The 21,706-nt window shown below is 65.1% G+C and carries 22 protein-coding genes; 10 read left to right on the top strand and 12 right to left on the bottom strand.

Features of this window, described 5'->3' with window-relative positions; all coding sequences use genetic code 11:
- Positions 1 to 89 precede the first annotated feature (89 nt).
- From EJ071_RS11670 to EJ071_RS11650, 5 genes are read right to left on the bottom strand one after another with little or no spacing between them, the layout of a single operon-like run.
- Positions 90 to 674, bottom strand: a complete 585-nt coding sequence (locus EJ071_RS11670) for a sarcosine oxidase subunit gamma (RefSeq protein ID WP_126097993.1) — start codon at positions 672 to 674, stop codon at positions 90 to 92.
- Complete coding sequence (locus EJ071_RS11665) at positions 667 to 3,675, bottom strand: sarcosine oxidase subunit alpha (protein ID WP_126097992.1); 3,009 nt, start codon at positions 3,673 to 3,675, stop codon at positions 667 to 669. The genes EJ071_RS11670 and EJ071_RS11665 overlap by 8 nt, the downstream gene beginning before the upstream one ends.
- Entirely contained in the window at positions 3,672 to 3,968 is a 297-nt protein-coding gene (locus EJ071_RS11660) for a sarcosine oxidase subunit delta (protein WP_067002607.1), read from the bottom strand. The genes EJ071_RS11665 and EJ071_RS11660 overlap by 4 nt, the downstream gene beginning before the upstream one ends.
- Complete coding sequence (locus EJ071_RS11655) at positions 3,968 to 4,351, bottom strand: hypothetical protein (RefSeq protein WP_126097991.1); 384 nt, start codon at positions 4,349 to 4,351, stop codon at positions 3,968 to 3,970. Before EJ071_RS11655 ends, EJ071_RS11660 begins: the two co-directional genes overlap by 1 nt.
- 9 nt (positions 4,352 to 4,360) lie before the next feature.
- Positions 4,361 to 5,614, bottom strand: a complete 1,254-nt coding sequence (locus EJ071_RS11650; RefSeq protein ID WP_126097990.1) for a sarcosine oxidase subunit beta — start codon at positions 5,612 to 5,614, stop codon at positions 4,361 to 4,363.
- 199 nt (positions 5,615 to 5,813) lie between these two features.
- Between EJ071_RS11650 and EJ071_RS11645 the strand changes: the two genes are divergently transcribed.
- The 7 genes from EJ071_RS11645 (at position 5,814) to EJ071_RS11615 (ending at position 11,365) form a co-directional block, all read left to right on the top strand.
- The gene (locus EJ071_RS11645) at positions 5,814 to 6,182 is read left to right on the top strand and encodes a YrdB family protein (protein WP_126097989.1); all 369 of its coding nucleotides are present in this window, start codon (positions 5,814 to 5,816) and stop codon (positions 6,180 to 6,182) included.
- Between the two features lie 101 nt (positions 6,183 to 6,283).
- Positions 6,284 to 7,042: an SDR family oxidoreductase gene (locus EJ071_RS11640; protein WP_126097988.1), complete on the top strand. Its 759-nt coding sequence runs from the start codon at positions 6,284 to 6,286 to the stop codon at positions 7,040 to 7,042.
- A gap of 109 nt (positions 7,043 to 7,151) precedes the next feature.
- A complete protein-coding gene (locus EJ071_RS11635) occupies positions 7,152 to 7,538 on the top strand; it encodes an SET domain-containing protein-lysine N-methyltransferase (protein ID WP_126097987.1) in 387 nt (128 codons plus the stop codon).
- Between the two features lie 178 nt (positions 7,539 to 7,716).
- Entirely contained in the window at positions 7,717 to 7,983 is a 267-nt protein-coding gene (rpsU, locus tag EJ071_RS11630; protein ID WP_027165252.1) for a 30S ribosomal protein S21, read from the top strand.
- A gap of 132 nt (positions 7,984 to 8,115) precedes the next feature.
- Positions 8,116 to 8,967 (top strand): tetratricopeptide repeat protein, encoded by an 852-nt coding sequence (locus EJ071_RS11625; RefSeq protein ID WP_126097986.1) that lies wholly within the window; start codon positions 8,116 to 8,118, stop codon positions 8,965 to 8,967.
- Between the two features lie 202 nt (positions 8,968 to 9,169).
- The gene (locus EJ071_RS11620) at positions 9,170 to 9,646 is read left to right on the top strand and encodes a DUF992 domain-containing protein (protein WP_126097985.1); all 477 of its coding nucleotides are present in this window, start codon (positions 9,170 to 9,172) and stop codon (positions 9,644 to 9,646) included.
- Between the two features lie 291 nt (positions 9,647 to 9,937).
- The gene (locus EJ071_RS11615; protein WP_126102546.1) at positions 9,938 to 11,365 is read left to right on the top strand and encodes an MFS transporter; all 1,428 of its coding nucleotides are present in this window, start codon (positions 9,938 to 9,940) and stop codon (positions 11,363 to 11,365) included.
- Positions 11,366 to 11,464: 99 nt separating this feature from the next.
- On the opposite strand, the gene coaBC is transcribed toward EJ071_RS11615, so the two are convergent.
- The 3 genes from coaBC to ubiE form a co-directional block, all read right to left on the bottom strand.
- Complete coding sequence (gene coaBC / locus EJ071_RS11610) at positions 11,465 to 12,937, bottom strand: bifunctional phosphopantothenoylcysteine decarboxylase/phosphopantothenate--cysteine ligase CoaBC (protein WP_210211914.1); 1,473 nt, start codon at positions 12,935 to 12,937, stop codon at positions 11,465 to 11,467.
- Positions 12,938 to 13,010: 73 nt separating this feature from the next.
- Entirely contained in the window at positions 13,011 to 14,585 is a 1,575-nt protein-coding gene (gene ubiB, locus EJ071_RS11605; protein WP_126097984.1) for a 2-polyprenylphenol 6-hydroxylase, read from the bottom strand.
- Between the two features lie 13 nt (positions 14,586 to 14,598).
- The gene (ubiE, locus tag EJ071_RS11600; RefSeq protein ID WP_126097983.1) at positions 14,599 to 15,375 is read right to left on the bottom strand and encodes a bifunctional demethylmenaquinone methyltransferase/2-methoxy-6-polyprenyl-1,4-benzoquinol methylase UbiE; all 777 of its coding nucleotides are present in this window, start codon (positions 15,373 to 15,375) and stop codon (positions 14,599 to 14,601) included.
- Between the two features lie 168 nt (positions 15,376 to 15,543).
- Here ubiE and EJ071_RS11595 point away from each other — a divergent pair, with 168 nt between their 5' ends.
- From EJ071_RS11595 to EJ071_RS11585, 3 genes are all read left to right on the top strand, one after another.
- Positions 15,544 to 16,518 (top strand): adenosine deaminase, encoded by a 975-nt coding sequence (locus EJ071_RS11595; protein ID WP_126097982.1) that lies wholly within the window; start codon positions 15,544 to 15,546, stop codon positions 16,516 to 16,518.
- A 154-nt stretch (positions 16,519 to 16,672) separates the two neighbouring features.
- Positions 16,673 to 17,302 carry a uracil phosphoribosyltransferase gene (upp, locus tag EJ071_RS11590; protein WP_059184513.1) on the top strand — a complete coding sequence of 210 codons (630 nt, stop codon included), beginning with the start codon at positions 16,673 to 16,675 and terminating at the stop codon, positions 17,300 to 17,302.
- 105 nt (positions 17,303 to 17,407) lie between these two features.
- Positions 17,408 to 17,974, top strand: coding sequence for a TIGR02281 family clan AA aspartic protease (locus EJ071_RS11585; RefSeq protein ID WP_126097981.1), 567 nt, complete (start codon positions 17,408 to 17,410; stop codon positions 17,972 to 17,974).
- 158 nt (positions 17,975 to 18,132) lie between these two features.
- Here the strand turns inward: EJ071_RS11585 and deoA are convergent, their stop codons facing one another.
- Genes deoA through EJ071_RS11565 form a run of 4 tightly spaced genes read right to left on the bottom strand, consistent with a single transcriptional unit; the run spans position 18,133 to position 21,706 of the window.
- Positions 18,133 to 19,449, bottom strand: a complete 1,317-nt coding sequence (gene deoA, locus EJ071_RS11580) for a thymidine phosphorylase (protein ID WP_126097980.1) — start codon at positions 19,447 to 19,449, stop codon at positions 18,133 to 18,135.
- Positions 19,449 to 20,255, bottom strand: coding sequence for a purine-nucleoside phosphorylase (locus tag EJ071_RS11575; RefSeq protein ID WP_126097979.1), 807 nt, complete (start codon positions 20,253 to 20,255; stop codon positions 19,449 to 19,451). The genes deoA and EJ071_RS11575 overlap by 1 nt, the downstream gene beginning before the upstream one ends.
- A 30-nt stretch (positions 20,256 to 20,285) precedes the next feature.
- Positions 20,286 to 20,678: a cytidine deaminase gene (gene cdd, locus EJ071_RS11570; protein ID WP_126097978.1), complete on the bottom strand. Its 393-nt coding sequence runs from the start codon at positions 20,676 to 20,678 to the stop codon at positions 20,286 to 20,288.
- Positions 20,679 to 20,734: 56 nt separating this feature from the next.
- Positions 20,735 to 21,706, bottom strand: a complete 972-nt coding sequence (locus tag EJ071_RS11565; RefSeq protein ID WP_126097977.1) for an ABC transporter permease — start codon at positions 21,704 to 21,706, stop codon at positions 20,735 to 20,737.

Below are 21,706 nucleotides of genomic sequence, written 5' to 3'. Positions count from 1 at the left end.
CGGCCTTCTCCCTCGCTAGTCGCAAACAACGGGGACGGATCGGCGATGGTTCCTGCGACGCCGCCTCCGGTTAACGGCGTTCAGGAAAATCAGTTCGCCGCGTCGCTTGCCGCTTCCGACAGCAAAGTAAAGACATAGTCCGAGAAGGAACGCCAGCACTCCACCCGGAATGCATCCGCCGCGGTGCGCAACAGCACGATCTCGGACTTGCCGAGGATGGTGCGCGAAGCCGCCCCGACCGGGAATGCCTCGAGCGACAGGTCCTGCGGGCAGCCCGAATTGACCGTCACGGCAGCGGCTGGCCCGGCGACCGAGATCGCGACATTGCGATGCGAGATGCCGACCGCCGAATGCAGCGCCGACACCTTGGCGCAATCGGCCAGCGGATCCTTGCCGGCCTCGTCGATGATCAGCCACTCGTCCGGCCCGAGCCACAGAGCGGTGCGCCCGCCCTTCGCGGCCGAGGTTTTCGGTTTCGCCGGCAGCGTCACGCCGAGCGCCTTGGAGAGCGCGGCGATGGAAGCCTGCGGCGCGCGAAGCGAGATGCGTTCGGCCGGAGGCAGGATCTCGACCTTGACGCCCGGCGCCGACAGCGCGCGGCCGGCAAGCGCCGGACGCCGCTCGACGGAGCCGGAAGCCGCGGCGGCTTTTGTCTTGGCGGCAGCCTTAGCCATTGAGGCGTTCTCCCTTCTCGTCGACGAACACCATGCCGGTGACCTCTACCTCGATCGTGCCGTTCGGCATCGGCACGTAGAGCGTCTGACCCATGCGGTCGCGGCCGCCGGCGACCAGCGCCAGCGCGATCGAGCGCCCGCAATTCTCCGACCAGTAGCTGGAGGTGACGTGGCCGATCATCTTCATCGGGATCGCCTGCTTCGGATCGTCGACGATCTGCGCCCCCTCTTCCAGCACGACCTTCGGGTCCTTGGTCTTCAGGCCGACGAGCTGCTTGCGGCCCTTGGCGACGAGGTCTGCACGCGCCATGCCGCGGATGCCGACGAAGTCGGTCTTCTTCTTGCCGACCGCCCAGTCGAGCCCGGCGTCGTTCGGCGTCACCGTGCCGTCGGTGTCCTGGCCGACGATGATGTAGCCCTTCTCGGCGCGCAGCACGTGCATGGTTTCGGTGCCGTAGGCGGTCGCGCCATGCTTCTGGCCTTCGGCCCACAGCGCTTCCCAGACCGCCTCGCCATAATCGGCCGGCACATTGACTTCGAATCCGCGCTCGCCGGTGAAGGACATACGGAACAGCCTGGTCGGCACGCCGCAGATCTTGCCCTCACGCACCGACATATGCGGCAGCGCCTCGTCCGACATGTCGATGCCTTCGACCAGCGGCGCGATGATGTCCCGCGACTTCGGCCCCTGCACCGCGATCACCGCCCATTGTTCGGTGATCGAGGTCAGCCACACGTTGAGGTGAGGGAACTCGGTCTGGAGGTAGTCCTCCATGTGATGCATGACGCGCGGCGCGCCGCCGGTAGTGGTCGTCACATGGAAGCGGTCCGGCGCCAGCCTGCCGACGACGCCGTCGTCATAGATGAAGCCGTCCTCGCGCAGCATGATGCCGTAGCGGCAGCGGCCGGGCTCCAGCTTCTCCCACGGGTTGGTGTAGAGCAGCTCCATGAACTTCGCCGCGTCCGGCCCGACCACCTCGATCTTGCCGAGCGTCGAGGCGTCGAACAGGCCGGCCGTCTTGCGCACCGTCACGCATTCGCGATTGACGGCGGCATGCATGTCCTCGCCGGTTTTGGGGAAATACCAGGCGCGCTTCCACTGGCCGACATCCTCGAACACGGCGCCTTTGGCGGCCGCCCAGCCATGGGTCGCCGTGCGGCGCGTCGGGTCGAAAAGCGGACCCCGCGCGTGTCCGACGATCGAGCCGAAGGTGACCGGCGTATAGGGCGCGCGGAAGGTGGTGAGGCCGACCTGCGGGATCGGCTTGCCGAGCGTCTCGGCCGCGATCGCCAGACCGTGCATGTTCGACGTCTTGCCCTGGTCGGTCGCCATGCCGTTGGTGGTGAAGCGCTTGACATGCTCGATCGAGTGCATGCCCTCATGCACCGCCTGGCGGATGTCCTTGGCGGTGACGTCGTTCTGGAAATCGACGAACGCCTTGACGGTGGTGCCTGCTCCGGCGCCGGGCGCGGCGCCCAGCATGCCGCGCGACCAGCTCTCGCTGGCATCGACCTTCGGCTTGGCGCTCTTGCCCGTCTTGACGCTGGAATCCTTGCCGCCGGCGTCCTTCGCCGCCTTGGCGCCAGCCGCGTAGGCCTCGTCGATGGTTGCGGAGAGCCCGTCCGTGCCGTTGCAGGCGCCGACCGACACGCAGTCCTGCGCATAGGTTCCCGGCACGAAGCGCCGCGTCTCCTCGTTGAAGGCGACCTTGCCGCGCGACTGCGAGAAGAGATGCACCGACGGCGTCCACCCCGCCGACATCAGGATGGCATCGACGGGAATCGTGCGCTCGCCGCCGCCGGTCTTCGGCTGCACGGTCATCGACGAGACGCGCAGCTTGCCGCCGGCCCGGACCACGGCGCGGCCGAAATTGATCTCGATGCCGAGCCCTCTCGCCTCGTCGATCACCGGTCCGGACGGGTTGTCGCGCAGGTCGACTATTGCCGCGACATTGACGCCGGCCTTCTTCAGGTCGATCGCCGCCGCGTAAGCCGAGTCGTTCGCCGTGTAGACGCCGACATTCCTGCCGACCGCGACGCCATAGTGGTTGAGATAGGTGCGCGCGGCCGACGCCAGCATGACGCCCGGACGGTCGTTGTTGGCGAACACCATATGCCGCTCGATGGCGCCGGTCGCGAGCACCACGCGCTTGGCGCGGACCTGCCACAGGCGCTCGCGCGCCAGCTCCCGGCCAGGAGCCTTGAGATGGTCGCTGACCCGCTCGACCAGGCCGACAAAATTCTGCGCGTAATACCCAAAAGCGGTCGTGCGCGGCAGCACGCGGACATTGTCCATCGCCTTGAGCTTGGCGATCGCACTTTGAGCCCAGGCAAAGCCGTTCTCGCCGTCGATTTTTGCGCCGCTTTCGAAGCGCAGGCTGCCGCCGAATTCGGCCTGCTCGTCGGCGAGGATCACCCTGACACCGGTTTCGGCAGCGGCAAGGGCTGAGGCAATGCCGGCAGCACCGCCGCCCAGCACCAGCACCTCGCAATGCGCGTAGCGCGCGGCATAATGGTCGGGGTCCGGCCGGTCCGGAGAAACGCCAAGCCCGGCCGCGGCGCGGATCTTCGGCTCGTAGAGGCTCTTCCAGGCCGACTTCGGCCACATGAACGTCTTGTAGTAGAAACCGGCCGAGAACAGCGGCGAGGCCATGTCGTTGACCGCGCCGACGTCGAAGGCGAGCGAGGGCCAACGGTTCTGCGAATGGGCAGTGAGGCCGTCATAGAGCTCCTGCACGGTCGCCCGCACATTCGGCGTCTTGCGCGCGTCGTCGCGAACGACCTGAACCAGCGCGTTCGGCTCTTCCGCGCCGGCCGACAGGAAGCCGCGCGGCCGGTGGTATTTGAAGGAACGGCCGACCAGATGCACGCCATTGGCAAGCAGCGCCGAGGCGAGCGTGTCGCCCTCGATGCCGATATACGACTTGCCGTCGAAGCTGAAGGAGGCGGTCTTGGCCTGCTTCAGGCGCCCGGCGCCGGAGATGCGGAAGGCGGCGTTCATTTCGAGGCTCCAGGCAACTTCGCGGGCTTCGGCTCGCCGGCCTTGTAGGTCATGACGAACTTGTCGGTGACGGTGTCGCGCACGGCGTTGAAGAAGCGCGCGCAGCCGTGGATGTGCCGCCAGCGCTCATAGATGACGCCTTTCGGGTTCGAGCGGATGAAGAAGAATTTCTCGAAATCGTCTTCACTCTCGGCGGCAATGTTGGTCGGGCGCGCGATATGCGCCTCGCCGGCATTGCGGAACTCGAGTTCCGGGCGCTCTTCCTCGCAATAGGGACAGCGGATGAGAAGCATCAATCGACTTTCTTTGATTCGGTCGAACCGCCACGCGCAGAGCCGTCATGCCTGCCACGGTTGGTCACGACATTTCCTTCGGAAGGGCGGTCTTCAACAAGCAATCCTATCGGACGCAAAATCGCTTTGGCTCGATCGACATCCGCCTGTGTTCGAGGTCCGGAGAAAGTTCTTTCGAGCATTTTCGGTATGGCAAACGCCCACACGCAGAAGGCAGTAGGTACCCCGACAATTGCAAACATGGCCAACATGACGGGATCGACTCCGTTGGCCTCGTACCCGACCATTCGAACCAAAATCTCCCTGACCACCAAGAGCGTGAACAGCACCGTGACGCCCAGTAGGCCCAATCCGAAAAGCATGGTGTGGGTCTTGCGCGTCATTGCCGGTGCTCAGTGCGCCACCGCGGCCGCGGCCGCTTCGTCGATGAGACGGCCGGTGCGGAAGCGCTCGAGCGTAAAGGGCGCATTGATCGGGTGCGGATCATCCTTCGCGATTGTGTGCGCGAAGACGTTGCCCGATCCCGGTGTCGCCTTGAAGCCGCCCGTGCCCCAGCCGCAATTGACATAGAGGCCCTTGACGGGCGTCTTGGCCAGGATCGGCGAGCGGTCTGGCGTCACGTCGACGATGCCGCCCCAGGAGCGCAGCATCTTCATGCGGGTGAAGATCGGGAACATCTCGCAGATGGCGTCCAGCGTGTGCTGCAATATGTGCAGGCCGCCGGTCTGCGAATAGGAGATGTACTGGTCAGTGCCGGCGCCGATGACCAGCTCGCCCTTGTCCGACTGCGAGATATAGGCATGCACCGTATTCGACATGATCACGCATGGCACCACCGGCTTGACCGGCTCCGACACCAGCGCCTGCAACGGATAGCTCTCCAGCGGCATGCGCACGCCGGCCATATCCATAATGACCGACGAATGGCCGGCCGCGACCACGCCGACCTTCTTGGCGCCGATGAAGCCGCGCGACGTCTCGACGCCGGCGACGGCGCCATTTGCCGCGCGCTTGATGCCGGTGACCTCGCAGTTCTGGATGATATGCACGCCGCGCGCCGAGGCGCCGCGCGCATAACCCCAGGCGACCGCATCATGGCGCGCCGTGCCGCCGCGCCGCTGAAGTGCTGCGCCCATCACCGGATAGCGCGCCTCTTTGGCGATGTTGAGCGGCGGACAGAATTCCTTCGCCTGCTCCGGCGTCAGCCACTCATTGTCGATGCCGTTGAGCCGGTTGGCATGGATGTGGCGCTTGAACACCTGCACGTCATGGACGTTGTGCGCAAGCATCATGACGCCGCGCGCCGAATACATGACATTGTAGTTGAGCTCCTGGCTGAGCCCATCCCACAGCTTCAGCGCATGGTCGTAGATGCCGGCGCTCTCGTCATAGAGATAGTTGGAGCGGATGATGGTGGTGTTGCGGCCGGTGTTGCCGCCGCCGAGCCAGCCCTTTTCCAGCACCGCGACATTGGTGATGCCGTGCTCGGTCGCCAGATAGTAAGCCGTCGCCAAGCCGTGCCCGCCGGCGCCGACGATGATGACGTCGTATTCCTTCTTCGGCTCGGGCGAGGTCCACTGCTCTTCCCAGCCCTTGTGGCCGCGCATCGCCTCCCGGGCAATGGCGAATACCGAGTATTTCTTCACGTTATAGCCTCGCGCCAAAAAATCGCGGATGTCGTCCGCCCGTCACGGGAGGTGTATCACTAGCGAAACCGCGCTGCCATCCTTGCGCTGTTTGCGACGGCGCTTGCCGTTTTGCGCCGCGGTCAAAATGATGCATCCGATCTGGCTTCCGTGGCTGACTTCAGCGACACTTCCTGTCGCGTGACGCTGGAGGATGATGATGGGTAACGCCTGGTGGAATCTGACCCTGCGCTTTCTGCTCGAGCTTTCCGCGTTGCTTGGCCTCGGCATGGCCGGCTGGAGCTTTCCGGTCGAGTTCTGGCGCTGGATTCTCGCCATCGCCCTGCCGCTCATCGCTGCTGTGTTATGGGGCACCTTCGCCGTGCTCGATGATCCTAGCCGATCGGGCCGGGCCCCGGTGCCGGTGTCAGGCGCCGTCAGGCTGGTGCTGGAACTTGTCATACTGTTCGGCGGCGCCGCTGGATTCTATCTGGCCGGTCATACGGCTACGGGCATTGTCATGGCTCTGCTGATTGCCCTCAGCTACGCCTTCTCGCCGGACCGACTGAATTGGCTGTTGCGGCAGTAGGGCAACAGCGGTCTTTGCGGGTTTCGGGTGGCCGCTACCATGCCGATTTGCGACCAAGCATCCGCCCGCCGACAAGACCGGCACAGAGGAGGATGAAGAAAATGTTCGCGCTCACCAACAAAGTCGCCATCGTCACCGGGGCCAGCTCCGGCATCGGCCGCGCCACCGCCAGGCTGTTCGCCGAGCAAGGCGCCAGCCTCGTCGTCGCGGCGCGCCGCCGGGCTGAGCTGGATATGCTGGTTGCCGAGATCGAGGACGCCAATGGCACTGCTGTCGCCCTTGCTGGCGACGTTAGGGAGGAAGCGTACGCAAAAGCCCTCGTCGATCTGGCGGTTGACAGGCTCGGCGGTCTCGACATCGCCTTCAACAATGTCGGCGCCGTCGGCCAGATGGGATCGATTTCCGACCTGTCGCTGGAGGGATGGCGCGAGACGCTCGACACCAATCTGACAAGCGCGTTTCTCGGCGCGAAATACCAGGTGCCGGCAATGATCGAGCGGGGTGGCGGCTCGCTGATCTTCACATCCACCTTTGTCGGCCACACGGTCGGCATGCCCGGCATGACGAGCTACGCGGCGAGCAAGGCCGGCCTGATCGGATTGACGCAGGTGCTCGCTGCCGAATATGGCCCGCAAGCCATTCGCGTCAACGCGCTCCTGCCGGGCGGCACCGACACGCCTGCGGCGACATTCAAGACGCCCGAATCGCGGACATTTGTCGAAAACCTGCATGCCTTAAAGCGTGTGGCCCAGCCGGAAGAGATCGCCCGTTCGGCGCTCTACCTCGCCTCCGACGCCTCGAGCTTCACCACCGGCACGGCGCTGTTTGCCGATGGCGGCGTGTCGATCAACCGGACATGATCCGGTTGGCCCGCAGGCAGCCATCCTCATCCGCTGAAATATTGCGATGCGGCCTTGCATTCCGGTCCGATTTGACGATTTGGTTTCCCGTCAAAAACGGGCCGGACCGATGCTGCTGATCAAAACCTATGTCGCCAAGAGCGCCATCGAAGGCGTCGGTGTTTTCGCCGCCGAACCGGTCAGGAAGGGCGCCTCGATCTGGCGGCTCGACCCGGATTTCGATCGGCTGATCCCGATGGAGAAATACGAGGCGGCGCCGTCGCATCTCAGGGAACTGCTCGACCGCTACGCCTATCCGAGCCCCGACAAGCCCGGTTTCATGGTCTATGAGGTCGACAATGGCCGCTTCATGAACCATTCCGAGCGGCCGAACACGGATTTCTCGCAATATGGCGGCGCCACCGCCATCCGCGACATTGCGGCGGGCGAGGAAATCACCTGCGACTATGGCGAGTTTTTCGAGGATTTCGCCCGTCTCCATTTGGCAACGGCATGAGCGCCGGGCAGGCGGGCGCAGCGCATCGGCTTTTGATCGCGGTTTCCTGCAATCAACGGTGGACAGCACGGCCTGATTCTGCTATCAGCCGCCACAATTCGCGGTGCAACCCGCCGCGGAGGCACAATGGCTATGGTCGTTTGCCTTATTGATTTCAAACCGGAAGACAGGATTGCACGTGCAGGTACTCGTCCGCGACAACAACGTTGATCAGGCGCTTCGCGCGCTGAAGAAGAAGATGCAGCGCGAAGGTATTTTCCGCGAAATGAAGATGCGCGGTCACTACGAGAAGCCGTCCGAGAAGCGTGCCCGTGAAAAGGCTGAAGCCGTGCGCCGCGCGCGCAAGCTGGCCCGCAAGCGCGCTCAGCGCGAAGGCCTGCTGCCGATGACCCCGCGCCCGGCTCCGGCTGGTGCTGCCGGCGCATCGCGCTCGCCGCGCTCATAACGCCAATTTTTCGTCCTTTTCGAAGGATACCGAGGGTGGCGCGATGCGGAATCGCCGCCACCTTTTTGTTTATGCATTCGAGCCGGTTCGGAGAGGGAACGGACTGACGGCGCCGCGGCAGTGAGGACAAAGATGAACGCAATTTCCGTGGAGCGCAGAACCGCTTTTCGCGGCTTCGCCCTGACGGCGGCCCTGCTTTCGGGCCTGACGCTTGCAGCATGCCAGACGACCCCGACTGGCGAATTCAGCTCAATCGACAAGGCGCAAGGGTCGACCGAGAACATCTCCTCGCTATCGGCGGTCATCCAGCGTAACCCGCAGGATCCCGAAGGCTACAATGTGCGTGGCTCGGCCTATGGTCGTGGCGGCCAGTACCAGGCGGCGCTGAAGGATTTCGACACGGCGATCCAGCTCAACCCGAATTTCTACCAGGCCTATTCGAACCGGGCGCTCATCCAACGCTTCCTCGGCAACCAGCAAGCAGCGCTTGCCGACTACAACCGCTCGATCCAGATCAACGCGAATTACGACGCCGCCTATATCGGCCGCGGCAATCTCTACCGCAAGGGTGGCCGCACCCAGGATGCGTTCAACGACTTCCAGAAGGCGATCCAGCTCGATACGACCGACGCCCGCGCCTACCACAATCGCGGCCTGATCTATCAGAGCCAGGGCCAGCACAAATTCGCCATCGAGGATTTCTCGACCGCGATCTCGCTGGCGCCGGACGCCGCCGAGCCCTACAACGGCCGCGGCCTCTCCTATCTGGCGACCGGCGACGAGGACAACGCCTTCTCCGATTTCAACATGGCCATCAAGCTCGACGGCAAGAACGCGGAGGCCTGGGCCAACCAGGCGCTGATCTATGAAAAGCGCGGCGACAAGGTAAGGGCAGCCAAGTCCTACCGTGAGGCTGTCCACCTCGACCCGAACTACCAGCCGGCCAAGGACGGCCTGTCGCGCACCTCCGGCAGCGCCAGCTGATCGGAGGCTGACGCTGGATGTGCGGCACGCTCCCGGTCGTCGCCGGCGATCGCAGTGTTGCGGCGCTGAGACGCCGGTTGCGATCCGTTAACCGCCCGGCGCAATGCGTCATCCCTTGCCACGCTCGCGCCAAGTTTTCGGCGGAACGCTCCACGCACCTCGACCGTTAACCGAGGCCAATTTTCGCGAAAGGACCTTTCCAATGATCAAGACACTTGCCTGTGCCGCCGCCGCGCTTGCCGCCACGGTCCTCGCTTCTCCAGTCAACGCCGGCACGCTCCGGCTCGGCACGCTCGATTGCACCATCGACGGGGGTACCGGCTATGTCATCACCTCCAACAAAGGCGTCTCCTGCGTCTTCCGCCCCTCCCATCACGGTCCGGCCGAGATCTACACGGGCATGATCTCCAAGCTGGGCGTCGATGTCGGCCAGACGCATCAGGGCCAGCTTGTCTGGGCGGTTCTCGCCGCAACCCGCAGCCATGACGCGGGCGATCTCGCCGGCAGCTATTACGGCGTCAACGCCGAGGCGAGCGTCGTGACCGGCGGCGGCGCCAATCTCCTGGTCGGCGGCCTGGACGGCGCCTTCATGCTGGAGCCGCTCAGCGTCCAGGCCCAGACCGGTGTCAATCTGGCCGTCACCGTGGCCTCGCTGGACCTCGTCCACTCCTACAAGTGAAGCTTTCGATCGGCCGTTCGATCAGAACGGATGCGGCTCGGGACACTCGTTCCGGGCCGTATTCTTATTGGCGCGCTGATCGCTTGTGCTTGAATTCGTGCCTCTGTCCGCAGCCGCGATATCGCTGAAAAGCCTCTTGAGCTCAACCTCGCTTGAGGTTCTACAAGCCATGCCGAACTGGATCTGGCGCCTCCTTCAAAAGCGAATGAGGCTGCGAATGGCATCAGGGAGATCGGCGTGACGGCAGCAAGCGGCAACAAGGCGGGCGGCAACAAGGTGGCCCGCAACAGGGTGGCCCGTAACAAGGTGGATTGGCGGGCGCTGTGGGCAAGCGGCGACCTGGCGCGCTTCTGCTTCATCAGCCTGGGCATCCTGCTGCATGCCACCAACGAGACGATGGTGGCGACGGTGATGCCGGCCATGGTCGGCGATCTGGCTGGCGTGCAACTGGTCGGCTGGTCGCTGGCCATCTATGAGCTCGGCGCCATTGTCGCGGGTGCGGCGGCCGGCCGGCTGGTGAGCTATGTCGCGCTGCGCTCCAACATGATGGTCGCCGCCCTCCTCTACGCGGCCGGGGCGCTGATCTGCGCCGCGGCGCCTTCCATGCCTGTGTTCCTCGCCGGGCGCCTGGTCGAGGGCCTCGGCGGCGGCGCGCTGGTGTCGCTGGCCTTCGTCTCGGTCGAGCGCCTGTTTGCACGCAACATCTGGCCGCAGCTCTTCGGCATCATGTCGGCCATCTGGGGCGTCGCCGCCTTCAGCGGACCGATGCTCGGCGCTGTTATGACCGAGTTCCTGTCGTGGCGCTGGGCCTTCGGCGTCTTCACGTTCGGCGGCGCGGCGATGGCGCTGGCAAGCTTCATCGTGCTCGACACGCCCGAGGCGACGAAGCCGCAGGCGGGCAACGGCACTGCGCCGCCCTTCCCCTATGCCGCACTTGCCTGTCTCGCCATCAGCGTGGTGCTGATCGCCGCCGCCGGCGTCGACATTGCCTTGCTGCGCTCGTCGCTGCTGCTCCTCATCGGCCTGATCGGCCTGGCGCTGTTCTTCCGCATCGATGCGCTGAGGCCGCGCTCGCGCCTCTTCCCGTCGCCTTTGTTCTCATGGCGCTCGCCGCTGGGCAGCGGCATGACCATGGTTGCGGCATTCTCGGTGGCCACCTGCACCTTCACCATCTACGGGCCGCTGCTTCTGACCACGCTTCACGGCATCCCGATCCTGACCACCGGCTACATCATTGCCGCCGAATCGATCGCCTGGTCGATCCTGTCGATCCTCATCGCCAATGCGCCGCTGGAACGCGAACGGCTGATCATCGTCATCGGCGCGCTGATGATCGCCTCCGGCCTCGCCGGCTTCGCCTACACCATCCCGTCGGGCTCGATCCCGCTGATCCTGTTCTGCGCCCTGCTGCAGGGCGGCGGTTTCGGCGTCTGCTGGCCGTTCCTCACACGCGTCATCGTCGCCTCGGCCCGCGAGGGCGAGCAGACGATCGCGTCGGCCGCCGTGCCGACCATGCAGCGCATCGGCTATGCGGTGGGCGCAGCCCTTGCCGGCATCGTCGCCAACGCCAGCGGTTTTTCCGAAGGCCTGAACAGCGAAGCGGCCGCGGGCGTGGCCGGCTGGCTGTTCCTGGCCTTCGTGCCGCTTGGGATCCTGGGCTGCATCGCCGCGCTGCGGATCGCGTTGCCGGCTCTCCGGCCCCAGCAAGCGACCGGCTAAAGCATGTCTCCCGAAAGTGGGACCGGTTTCGGGACAAAGACATGCGTAAAATCAAAAGCCTAAAGCGCACGGAGCGAATCTGAAAGATCGCGACGCGCTTTAGACCACGATCGTCTTCAGCCGCTCGGCAATCAAGTCGGCGAGCCGCGCCGCCACCTCGTCCTTGCCCATCTCCGGCCATTCCTCGACGCCGGAGCGCGAGACGATGCGCACCTTGTTGCGGTCGCCGCCCATCACGCCGGACGAGCCGATACCGCTCTCGTGCGAGACATCGTTTGCAACGATGAAATCGGCGCCCTTTTTCTTCAGCTTCGCCTCGGCGTTGCTGATGAGATCCTGCGTCTCGGCGGCGAAGCCGACGACGAGGCCCGGCCGCTGGCTGTGATGGCCGACCCCCGCGAGGATGTCGGGATTCTCGACCATCCGCAGTGAAGGCGGTCCCTCGCCCGCCACCTTCTTGATCTTCTCGCCGGCCGCGTTGGCCGTTCGCCAGTCGGCGACCGCGGCGACGAAAACCGCCGCGTCCGCCGGCAAAAGGTGCTCGACCGCCTCCTTCATCTCGGCCGCGGTCTCGACATGCGTGGTCGTAACCCCGGCCGGATCGGCGATGTTGACCGGCCCGGATACGAGCCGGACGTCGGCGCCAAGCTTCGCCAGCGCCGCCGCGATCGCATGACCCTGCTTGCCGGAGGAGCGGTTGGCGATGTAGCGCACCGGGTCGATCGGCTCATGCGTCGGCCCCGAGGTGACGATGATCCTGCGGCCGGCAAGCGGCTTCGGCTTCTCGTCGAGCATGGCCTCGATCGCGGCCACGATCTCCAGCGGCTCGGCCATGCGGCCCTCGCCGGCCTCGTTGCTTTCCGCCATCTCGCCCTTGGCCGGGCCGACGAAGGCGATGCCGTCCTTCTGCAAGGTCGCCCGGTTGCGGCGCGTCGCCGGATGCGACCACATTTTCGGATTCATCGCCGGCGCCATCAGCACCTTCTTGTCGGTGGCCAGAAGCACGGTCGAGGCAAGGTCATTGGCATGGCCGTTGGCGAGCTTGGCCATCAGGTCGGCGGTCGCCGGCGCCACGACCAGCAGATCTGCCTCGCGCGACAGCCTTATATGGCCGACATCATGCTCGTCATTGCGATCGAAAAGGTCAGTGAACACGTGGTCGGCTGAAAGCGCGCCGACCGACAACGTGGTGACGAACTCCTGCGCGGCGGCCGTCATCACCGCCCGGACTGAAGCGCCGCGCTCGCGCAGGCGCCGGATCAGGTCGAGCGATTTATAGGCGGCGATGCCGCCGCCGACGACAAGCAGGATGCGTTTGCCGGAAAGCGTTCCCCGAATTGGTGGCTTACCGGATAAGGCAGCGATGGGGAGTGCCTGCCGACTGGAGCCTGTCAGCACACGCAGCGTCTTCTCGATCTGGTCGATGCGGTCGGCCTGCCCTGCGCGGCCTTCAACCGCCGCGCGGATCATCAGCCGCGCCTGCTCCTCCATCGAGCAGCCATTTTCGGCCGCCAGTTGCCGGAGCAAGTCCTTGACCTCGTCATCGAGGTTGCGGATCGTTATGCTGGCCATGTGATTGCATTCGCCTCAAACTGACGCAAGCAATGATAGCAATGCAATCAAATGGCAGCAAGGCATGCAGCGGTCAGAAAATTCGCCACGCAATGTAGACGAGGGTCAGCGCGATCACCCACAGCGCCATGCGGCCTGAGCGCGTATGGCGCGCCTCGGCCTTGCCGATGGCGTGCGCGGTCGCGTCGTCGAAGCGAAGGCCGTGCTCGGCCATCAGATCGATCTCGCGCGACAGCCGCTCGGTGCGGGCCGCAATATCCGGCGCCTGCCTCGCCAAAGCCACCAGCGCCTTGCCGGCGTCGCGCGCGTCGCCAAGCATGCCGCGCGGGCCTAGATTGCTGGCGATCCAGTCGCTGACCACGGGCTCCGACGTCTTCCACATGTTGAAGGCCGGATCGAGCGTGCGGGCGACACCCTCGACCACCACCATCGTCTTCTGCAGCAGCACCAGTTCGGTCCGTGTCGCCATGTCGAAAAGGTCGGTGACTTCGAACAACAGCGTCAGAAGCTTGGCCATCGAGATGGTCTCGGCCGACTGGCCGTGGATCGGCTCGCCGATGGCGCGGATCGCCTGCGCGAAGGCCGAGACATTGTGCCGGCGCGGCACGTAGCCGGCCTCGAAATGCACCTCGGCGACGCGGCGGTAGTCACGCACGATGAAGCCGTAGAGGATCTCGGCGAGAAAGCGCCGCTCCTTCTTTCCGAGCCGGCCGGCGATGCCGAGATCGACAGCAACGATGGTGCCGTCCGGCTCTACGAAAAGGTTGCCGGGATGCATGTCGGCATGGAAGAAGCCGTCACGCAGTGTGTGCCTGAGGAACGACTGGATGAGGTTGGCGGCGATCGCCTTGAGGTCGTGGCCGGCGGCGGCCAGGCCGGCGAGATCGTTCATCTTGATGCCGTCGATCCACTCCATGGTGATTACATCGCGACCGGTCCTTTCCCAGTCGACAGCGGGCACGCGGAAGCCCGGATCGTCCTTGGTGTTCTCGCCGAGCTCGGAAAATGCCGCCGCCTCGAGCCGCATATCCATCTCGATCTTGGTGGTCTGCGCCAGCGTCTCGGTCACCTCGACCGGACGCAGGCGACGTGACGAAGGGATGTATTTTTCCTGCAGGCGGGCGGCGAGGAAATAACTTTCGAGATCGTGGAAGAAGTGGCGACGCACCCCCGGCCGGATCACCTTCACCGCCACACGCGAAATCATTCCGTCGCGAACGACTTCGGCGCTGTGCACCTGGGCGATCGAAGCGGCCGCCACCGGCTCGCCAAGGCTGGCATAGAGATCGTCGATCCTGCGCCCGAGCGAGGCCTCGATCGCCGCGATCGCCTCCGCCTTCGGGAAGGTGTGCATCTTGTCCTGCAGCAGGGCGAGGTCGACTGCCATGTCGTTGCCGACGACGTCGGGTCGCGTCGCGAGGAACTGGCCGAGCTTGACATAGGACGGCCCCAACCGCACCACCGCCTGCGCCAGCCGGTCGCCGCGCAGATGCTTTCTCGCGCGGCGGCGGGTAAGCACGCGCGCCAGCTGCCAGCCGAGCTTCGGCATGCCGGAGAGCTCTTCGCCGGGCAGCGCCGCGACGACGCCCTCGCGGACCAGCACCCAGCCGGCTCGCACGAGCCTGAAACCAGCGCCGACGGTGGTCATCGCTGCGCTTGCCTCAAAGCTTCCAGCCCGAATGAAGCGCGGCGATGCCGCCCGAATAGTTGCGATAAGTGACGCGATCGAACCCTACCCGCGTGATCATGGCGGCAAAATTCTGCTGGTTGGGGAATTTGCGGATCGATTCCACCAGGTAGGAATAGGGTTCGCCGTCGCCGGTCACCGCCCTGCCGATTCTGGGAATGGCGTTGAAGGACCAGGCCTCGTAGGCCTTGTCGAGCAGCGGCATGTCGACTTCCGAGAATTCGAGACAGAGGAAGCGCCCGCCGCGCCTCAGCACGCGAAAAGCCTCGCTCAGTGCCACATCGATGCGCGGCACGTTGCGGATACCGAATGCGATCGTATAGGCGTCGAAAATGTCGTCCTCGAAGGGCAGCGCCTCGGCATTGGCCTCGACGAAATCGGTGTTTTCCTGGAGGTTTTTCTTCTCGGCCCTGTCGCGGCCGACTTCGAGCATCGAGCCGTTGATGTCGAGCACCGTAGCGTGCGCGTGGCGGTGGCTGGCCTCGATGATGCGGAAGGCGATGTCGCCCGTGCCGCCGGCGACGTCGAGCACCTTCCAGCCCGACCGCTTCGGCGGATTGAGCCATGCGACCATCGCGTCCTTCCATAGCCGGTGCAACCCGCCCGACATCAGATCGTTCATGAGGTCGTATCGATTGGCCACCTTATGGAAGACATCGTTGACCAGGGACTGCTTGTCGCCTGCGCCCACCCTCCTGAAACCATAGGAGGTTTCCATGCCGCCCGCGGCCGTGGTTCTCTCAACTGACATTATTTTGATCCGCCATAAAACCGGCGGGACCATAGCCGATCGATGGGGCTGGCGCTATTGTCCAAGGCGCGGTTTTCGGCCGCGCCTTGGAGACGGGTTCGGGCAGGATCTCGCATGATTTTCCGCCCGGAATCGGCGCGAGGACAAAATACCGGACGGGATGGCCGCATGATTTTGAAAGCCGAATTACACTGCCACATCGAAGGGGCAGCGGCGCCCGACCTTGTCGTCAGCCAGGCCCGCAGATACGGCAAGGACCCCTCGCCCTATATCCAGGACGGTTCCTTCGTCTGGCACGATTTCAGCTCTTTCCTCGCGGCCTATGACTTTGCCTCCGATCTGTTCCGCACGGAGGAGGACTACGCCCGTCTGACCGATCATTACCTCACCAGCCTTGCCCGCGACGGCGCCATCTATTCCGAGGTCTTCACCTCGCCGGATCATGCCAGGAAGGCCGGTCTTTCGCCCAAGGCCTACACGGACGCGCTTGGCGAAGGCATGGTCCGCGCCAAGGCCAGGACCGGCATCGAAGGCCGCATGATCGTCACCGGCGTGCGTCATGTCGGCGTCGAGGCGATCGAGCAGGCGGCACGCTTCGCGGCGCGCTGCGGCCATCCGCTGGTGACCGGCTTCGGCGTTGCCGGCGACGAGCGCATCGGCGATTTCGAGGACTATGTGCGGGCATTCGAGATCGCGCGAGAGGCAGGCCTCGGCATCACCATCCACGCCGGCGAATTGATGGGCTGGGAAAGTGTCAAGGCAGCGCTCGACCATATCCGCCCGTCGCGCATCGGCCATGGCGTGCGCGCCATCGAGAACCCAGACCTCGTTCGCCGCATTGCCGCCGAGGGCGTGGTGCTGGAATGCTGCCCCGGCTCCAACATCGCGCTCAAAGTGTTCGACAGTTTCGCCGACCATCCTTTCCCGGCATTGCGCGCCGCCGGCTGCAAGATGACGCTCAACTCCGACGATCCGCCCTATTTCTGGACCTCGCTGAAGCGCGAATACGACATCGCCGCCGAGCATTTCGCGATGGACGACAAGGCGCTCACCGCCGTCACCAGAACGGCCATAGAAGCGGCCTTCGTCGACCGGAAGACCAAGGCGATGCTGCTAGGCCGGCTGGACGTGAAGGTAAGATGAGGAGGAAGTAGTGAGTAGTCGGTAGTGATTGATTTGGCGGCGTGCGCATCGCGCGGTTGAAGGTTGGCGCTTTCCCTCAGTCAGGGACTCGCAAATCGGCTCACTATTCACTACTCACTATTCACTACCCACTGCGAACCAGTCGGAGCACATCATGCAGGGCGTCACCGTCGTCGACCACCCCCTTGTCCAGCACAAGCTGACCATCATGCGCAAGAAGGAAACCTCGACGGCCGGCTTCCGGCGGCTGTTGCGCGAGATCTCGCTGCTTCTGGGCTATGAGGTCACCCGCAATCTCGAACTGACCACAACCACCATCGAGACGCCGATCGAGGAAATGGAAGCGCCGACGCTGGAGGGCAAAAAGCTGGTTTTCGCTTCGGTGCTGCGGGCCGGCAACGGCCTGCTCGAAGGCCTGCTCGACCTGGTGCCGGCGGCGCGCGTCGCCCATATCGGCCTCTACCGCGACCACGAGACGCTGGAGGCGATCGAGTATTTCTTCAAGGCGCCGAGTGACCTTGCCGACCGTCTGGTGATCGTCGTCGATCCGATGCTGGCGACGGCGAATTCCGCGATTGCGGCGATCGACAAGCTGAAGGGGCGCGGCGCCACCAACATCCGCTTCCTCTGCCTGTTGGCGGCGCCCGAAGGCATCGAGCGCTTCACCAAGGCGCATCCGGATGTCCCGATCTTCACCGCCTCGATCGATCGCCAACTGAACGAAAAGGGCTATATCATGCCTGGCCTTGGCGACGCCGGCGACCGCATGTACGGGACCAAGTGAGCGTTTTCTTTACCGCTTGTTTACGCAAAGACCACGGTTCCCGCGCCCGTTAAAGCTGAAAACACCATGTCGGCTTAAGGATCGAACCTTCACGAAGGTCGATCCATGCTGCGCAAGCTTCTCCTCCTCGGCGTCTTTGTCGGAAGCTCGGCATCGATCCCGATCGTCTACCAGTCGAACCCGCGGATGGTCGAAAGCCTGCTGAGATCGGCGGTCGCCTCGAAGCCGGCGGCCCCGGAGGTCCAGCCGGACGTCAAACTTGCCTCGGTTCCGGCCAAGCCGGCGACGCCGATGCCGCTCGGCCGCCAGGTGCTGGTCAATGCCGACGAGCGCGGTCATTTCACCTCCGCTTTCAAGCTCAACGGCCGTCAGATCGACGGCATGATCGACACCGGTGCGACGCTGGTCGCCATCAACACATCGACGGCGCGCCGGATCGGCATCTCGCTCAACCAGTCGGATTTCAGTCACCAGGTGAACACCGCGAACGGCGCCATCAAGGCCGCGGTGGTGACCGTCGACCATCTGCAGATCGGCAAGATCTCCGTCGACAACGTCCAGGCCGTGGTGCTCGACGACCGGGCGCTGCAAACCAACCTGATCGGCATGAGCTTCCTGCAGCGGCTGCAGAAATACGAAGTCCAGAACGGCGCGCTGCTGCTCGTGCAGTAGGAATTGCCCCCTGCCTAGGGTGTGTTGAGATTCAGGTCAGGCCGAGCCGAGAACGGTGGTTTCCGAGAACCGGAGCGGAGCGTACTTGAAGTACGTGAGCACCGGAAGCGCAGGAAGCCGCCGTTCGCAGGCCGGCATCACGTGAATATCGACACATCCTAAAGCGGCAGGATCCGCCTGAGCACCGTCTTCTCGGCGGGCGGCTTCGAGGCGCCGATCGAATAGGCGGAACGCACCGCGGCGGCGGCGGCCTCGGCGCCCGCCTCGGTCCGCGCGTGAACCAGCGCCAGTGGCTCGCCCGCACGCACCTCGGCACCGACCGGCAACAGGCTGGTCAAGCCCACGGCGTGATCGATCCTGTCGTCCGGACGGGTGCGTCCGCCGCCGAGGGCAACGACGGCTAGCCCGATGTCGCGCGTCGCGATGCCGGCGACGAAGCCGTCCGTCGCCGCGTCCACCGCCAATTCGACCCGCGCCTTGGGAAGATATTTTTCCGGATTTTCGACGAGGTCGGCGGGACCGCCGAGCGCCGTCACCATGCGCGCGAACACCGCCGCCGCGCGTCCGCCGGCAAGCGTCTCGGCGGCGCGCCTGATCCCGTCCTGGTTGGATGAGGCAATCCCCGCCGACTGCAGCATTTCGGCGGCCAGCGCCAGCGTCACGTCCTCCAGCCGGCGGTCGCGGAAACGGCCGGTCAGGAAATCGACGGCGTTCTTCACCTCGACCGCATTGCCGGCGGCCGAGGCGAGCGGCTCGTTCATGCCGGTCACCAGCGCCGACGCTTTCAGGCCCGCGCCATTGGCGACCTCGACCAGGCTGTTCGCCAGGGCGACCGCATCGCGCGACTTCTCCATGAAGGCGCCGTTGCCGACCTTGACGTCGAGCACCAGCGAGCCGAGCCCGGCGGCGAGCTTCTTCGACAGGATCGAGGCCGTGATCAGCGGCACCGACTCGACCGTCCCCGTCACGTCGCGGATGGCATAGAGCCGGCGGTCCGCCGGCGCCAGGTCGGCGGTCTGGCCGATGATGGCGCAGCCGGTTTCCAGCACCGTCTTGCGCAAACGCGCCACATCCGGTTGGCTGGCATAGCCGGGGATGGCATCCATCTTGTCGAGCGTGCCGCCGGTATGGCCGAGACCGCGGCCGGAGATCATCGGCACATAGGCGCCGCAGGCGGCGACGATCGGCGCCAGCATCAGCGAGACGTTGTCGCCGACGCCGCCCGTCGAATGCTTGTCGGTGACCGGGCCCGGCAGATCGGACCAGTCGAGCACATCGCCGGAATCGCGCATGGCGGTGGTCAGCGCCACCGCCTCCTCGCGGCTCATGCCTTTGAGGAACACGGCCATAGCGAAGGCGCCGATCTGGCCCTCCGACAGCGTGCCGGCGGTTATCCCCTCGATGAAGGCCGCGATCTCGGCCGCCGAGAGCTTGTGGCCGTCGCGCTTGCGGCGGATGATTTCCTGGGGGAGCATCAGCTTTCCGGCAAGCCTTGCTCGAAGACGCGCCGCAGGATCGTCGCCAGCCGCGCGCCGCCGACCGGCGCCATGTCCTTGGTTTCCTGGTGCGAGAGTTCCGCCCCGGTCATGCCGGCCGCCAAGTTGGTGATGACCGAGCAGGCGGCGACCCTCAGGCCGAGAAAGCGGGCAAGGATGACTTCCGGCACGGTCGACATGCCGACCGCGTTGGCGCCCATGACGCGCGCCATGCGGATCTCGGCCGGCGTTTCGAAGCACGGGCCGGAAAACCACATATAGACGCCCTTGTGCAGCGCCGTGCCGGTCTCCTTCGCCGCCTTCTCGATCGCCTTGCGCAGGCCGGCATCATAGGCCTCGGTGAGACCGACGAAGCGGCGGTCGCTCGGCTCGCCGATCAGCGGGTTGGAGCCGGAGAAGTTGATGTGGTCGGTGATCAGCATCACCGAGCCCGGCCCCATGTCCGGCTCGACCGAGCCGGCGGCGTTGGTGAGGATGAGATGCGAGATGCCGATGCCGGCAAGCACCTCCAGCGCCGGGCGCATCGCGGCCGCGTTGCCGTGCTCGTAGTAATGCGCGCGGCCGGAGAGCATCAGCACCGGCGTACCGGCGAAATGCCCCGCCACCACCTCGCCGGCATGGCCGGAAACGCCGCTGCGCGGGAAGCCCGGCAGCTCCGCATAGGAAATGCGCCTCGCGTCCTCGACCTGGTCGACCAGCCCGCCGAGGCCGGAACCCAGAACAAGCGCCGCGGTCGGGGCCAGCCCGTCCAGCTTCTCGACCAGATGATCCAGCGCTTCCTTCATTTCAACCCGCTCTTCATTTCAAACCGCTCTTCATTTCAAGATGTCGCCCCTGAAGCCGTAAGGCAGCATGTCGCCCATAGTGACCGTCTGGACCACGCCGGTATTGTCGCAGAGATAGAGCTTTGTCTCCGGCCGGCAGAATTCCGCCAGCCTCTGCCGGCAGCCGCCGCAGGGCGAGCATTTGGCCATGCGCTCGGCGATCACCGCGATCTCGGTGATCTTGCCGCCGCCGCCCATGACGTAGTGACCGAGCGCCGTGGTCTCGGCGCACCAGCCCTCGGGATAGGAGGCCACCTCGATGTTGGCGCCGGTGAAGACGCGCCCGTCCTCGGTGCGCAGCGCCGCGCCGACGGGAAACTTGGAATAGGGCGCATAGGCCTTGGCCATCGCCGTCTTCGCCGCCTCGAACAGATCATGCGACATTCAGTTCTTCTCTCCCACGATCTTGTTCAATGCCGGTTGCCGAAGCTACCCGAGCCTCAGCGTTCCTTGACGTAGGGCACGCCGCCGGCGCGCGGCGGGATCGCCTTGCCGATGAAGCCGGCGAGCAGGATGACGGTGAGCACATAGGGCAGCGCCTGCATGAACTGCACCGGCACCTTTCCGATGACCGGCAGCGGCGAGCCCTGCAGGCGGATCGCCGCCGCGTCGAGGAAGCCGAACAAAAGGCAGGCGAACATGGCGTTGACCGGCTTCCACTTGGCGAAGATCAACGCGGCCAGCGCGATGTAGCCCTTGCCCGCGGTCATGTCCTTCACGAAGCCGCCATTCTGCACCATGGAAAGATACGCCCCGGCCACGCCGGTCAGCACGCCGGTGCAGATCAGCGCGCGGTAGCGCAGCCAGGCGACCGAGATGCCGGCCGTGTCGACGGCGGCCGGGTTTTCGCCCACGGCGCGCATCCTGAGGCCGAAGCGGGTGCGAAACAGCACCCACCAGGTGAACGGCACCATCGCGAAGGCGAAGTAGACCAGGATCGAATGACCGGAGATCAGCTCGGCATAGATCGGCCCGAGAATCGGCACGTCGCGGACGGCTTCGGCGCCGGGCCAGGCGATCGCCTCGAACCGCTCGCCCGGCTGCAGCGCCGGCGTACGGCCGCCTTGCTGGAACCAGGCCTGGCCGAGGATGATGGTCGAGCCGGCGGCGACGAAGTTGATGGCGACGCCGGAGACGATCTGGTTGCCGCGATGCGTGATCGAGGCGAAGCCGTGCACCATGGCGAAGGCGACCGAGATCAGGATGGCCATGCCGAGGCCGATGAAGGCCGAATGGAAGACCGAGGCCGCCGCAGCGCCGGCGAAAGCGCCGACCAGCATCTTGCCTTCGAGGCCGATGTCGAAGATGCCGGCCCGCTCGGAATAGAGGCCGGCGAGACAGGCAAGCAGCAGCGGCACCGAGAGGCGGATGGTGGAGTCCAGAACCTGGACGATTGCGTTGAACGTGTCCAT

Origin of the sequence: Mesorhizobium sp. M1B.F.Ca.ET.045.04.1.1, from assembly GCF_003952465.1 — a bacterium.
Lineage (GTDB): Bacteria > Pseudomonadota > Alphaproteobacteria > Rhizobiales > Rhizobiaceae > Mesorhizobium > Mesorhizobium shonense.
Note: the sequence above shows the minus strand (reverse complement) of the source record. Positions and strands in the feature narration are given on the sequence as shown.

Coding starts and splice junctions, on each gene's coding strand:
- EJ071_RS11670 (WP_126097993.1), bottom strand. CDS start 674: ATGGCTAAGGCTGCCGCCAAGACAAAAGCCGCCGCGGCTTCCGGCTCC.
- EJ071_RS11665 (WP_126097992.1), bottom strand. CDS start 3,675: ATGAACGCCGCCTTCCGCATCTCCGGCGCCGGGCGCCTGAAGCAGGCC.
- EJ071_RS11660 (WP_067002607.1), bottom strand. CDS start 3,968: ATGCTTCTCATCCGCTGTCCCTATTGCGAGGAAGAGCGCCCGGAACTC.
- EJ071_RS11655 (WP_126097991.1), bottom strand. CDS start 4,351: ATGACGCGCAAGACCCACACCATGCTTTTCGGATTGGGCCTACTGGGC.
- EJ071_RS11645 (WP_126097989.1), top strand. CDS start 5,814: ATGGGTAACGCCTGGTGGAATCTGACCCTGCGCTTTCTGCTCGAGCTT.
- EJ071_RS11640 (WP_126097988.1), top strand. CDS start 6,284: ATGTTCGCGCTCACCAACAAAGTCGCCATCGTCACCGGGGCCAGCTCC.
- EJ071_RS11635 (WP_126097987.1), top strand. CDS start 7,152: ATGCTGCTGATCAAAACCTATGTCGCCAAGAGCGCCATCGAAGGCGTC.
- EJ071_RS11625 (WP_126097986.1), top strand. CDS start 8,116: ATGAACGCAATTTCCGTGGAGCGCAGAACCGCTTTTCGCGGCTTCGCC.
- EJ071_RS11620 (WP_126097985.1), top strand. CDS start 9,170: ATGATCAAGACACTTGCCTGTGCCGCCGCCGCGCTTGCCGCCACGGTC.
- coaBC (WP_210211914.1), bottom strand. CDS start 12,937: ATGGCCAGCATAACGATCCGCAACCTCGATGACGAGGTCAAGGACTTG.
- ubiB (WP_126097984.1), bottom strand. CDS start 14,585: ATGACCACCGTCGGCGCTGGTTTCAGGCTCGTGCGAGCCGGCTGGGTG.
- ubiE (WP_126097983.1), bottom strand. CDS start 15,375: ATGTCAGTTGAGAGAACCACGGCCGCGGGCGGCATGGAAACCTCCTAT.
- EJ071_RS11595 (WP_126097982.1), top strand. CDS start 15,544: ATGATTTTGAAAGCCGAATTACACTGCCACATCGAAGGGGCAGCGGCG.
- upp (WP_059184513.1), top strand. CDS start 16,673: ATGCAGGGCGTCACCGTCGTCGACCACCCCCTTGTCCAGCACAAGCTG.
- EJ071_RS11585 (WP_126097981.1), top strand. CDS start 17,408: ATGCTGCGCAAGCTTCTCCTCCTCGGCGTCTTTGTCGGAAGCTCGGCA.
- deoA (WP_126097980.1), bottom strand. CDS start 19,449: ATGCTCCCCCAGGAAATCATCCGCCGCAAGCGCGACGGCCACAAGCTC.
- EJ071_RS11575 (WP_126097979.1), bottom strand. CDS start 20,255: ATGAAGGAAGCGCTGGATCATCTGGTCGAGAAGCTGGACGGGCTGGCC.
- cdd (WP_126097978.1), bottom strand. CDS start 20,678: ATGTCGCATGATCTGTTCGAGGCGGCGAAGACGGCGATGGCCAAGGCC.
- EJ071_RS11565 (WP_126097977.1), bottom strand. CDS start 21,706: ATGGACACGTTCAACGCAATCGTCCAGGTTCTGGACTCCACCATCCGC.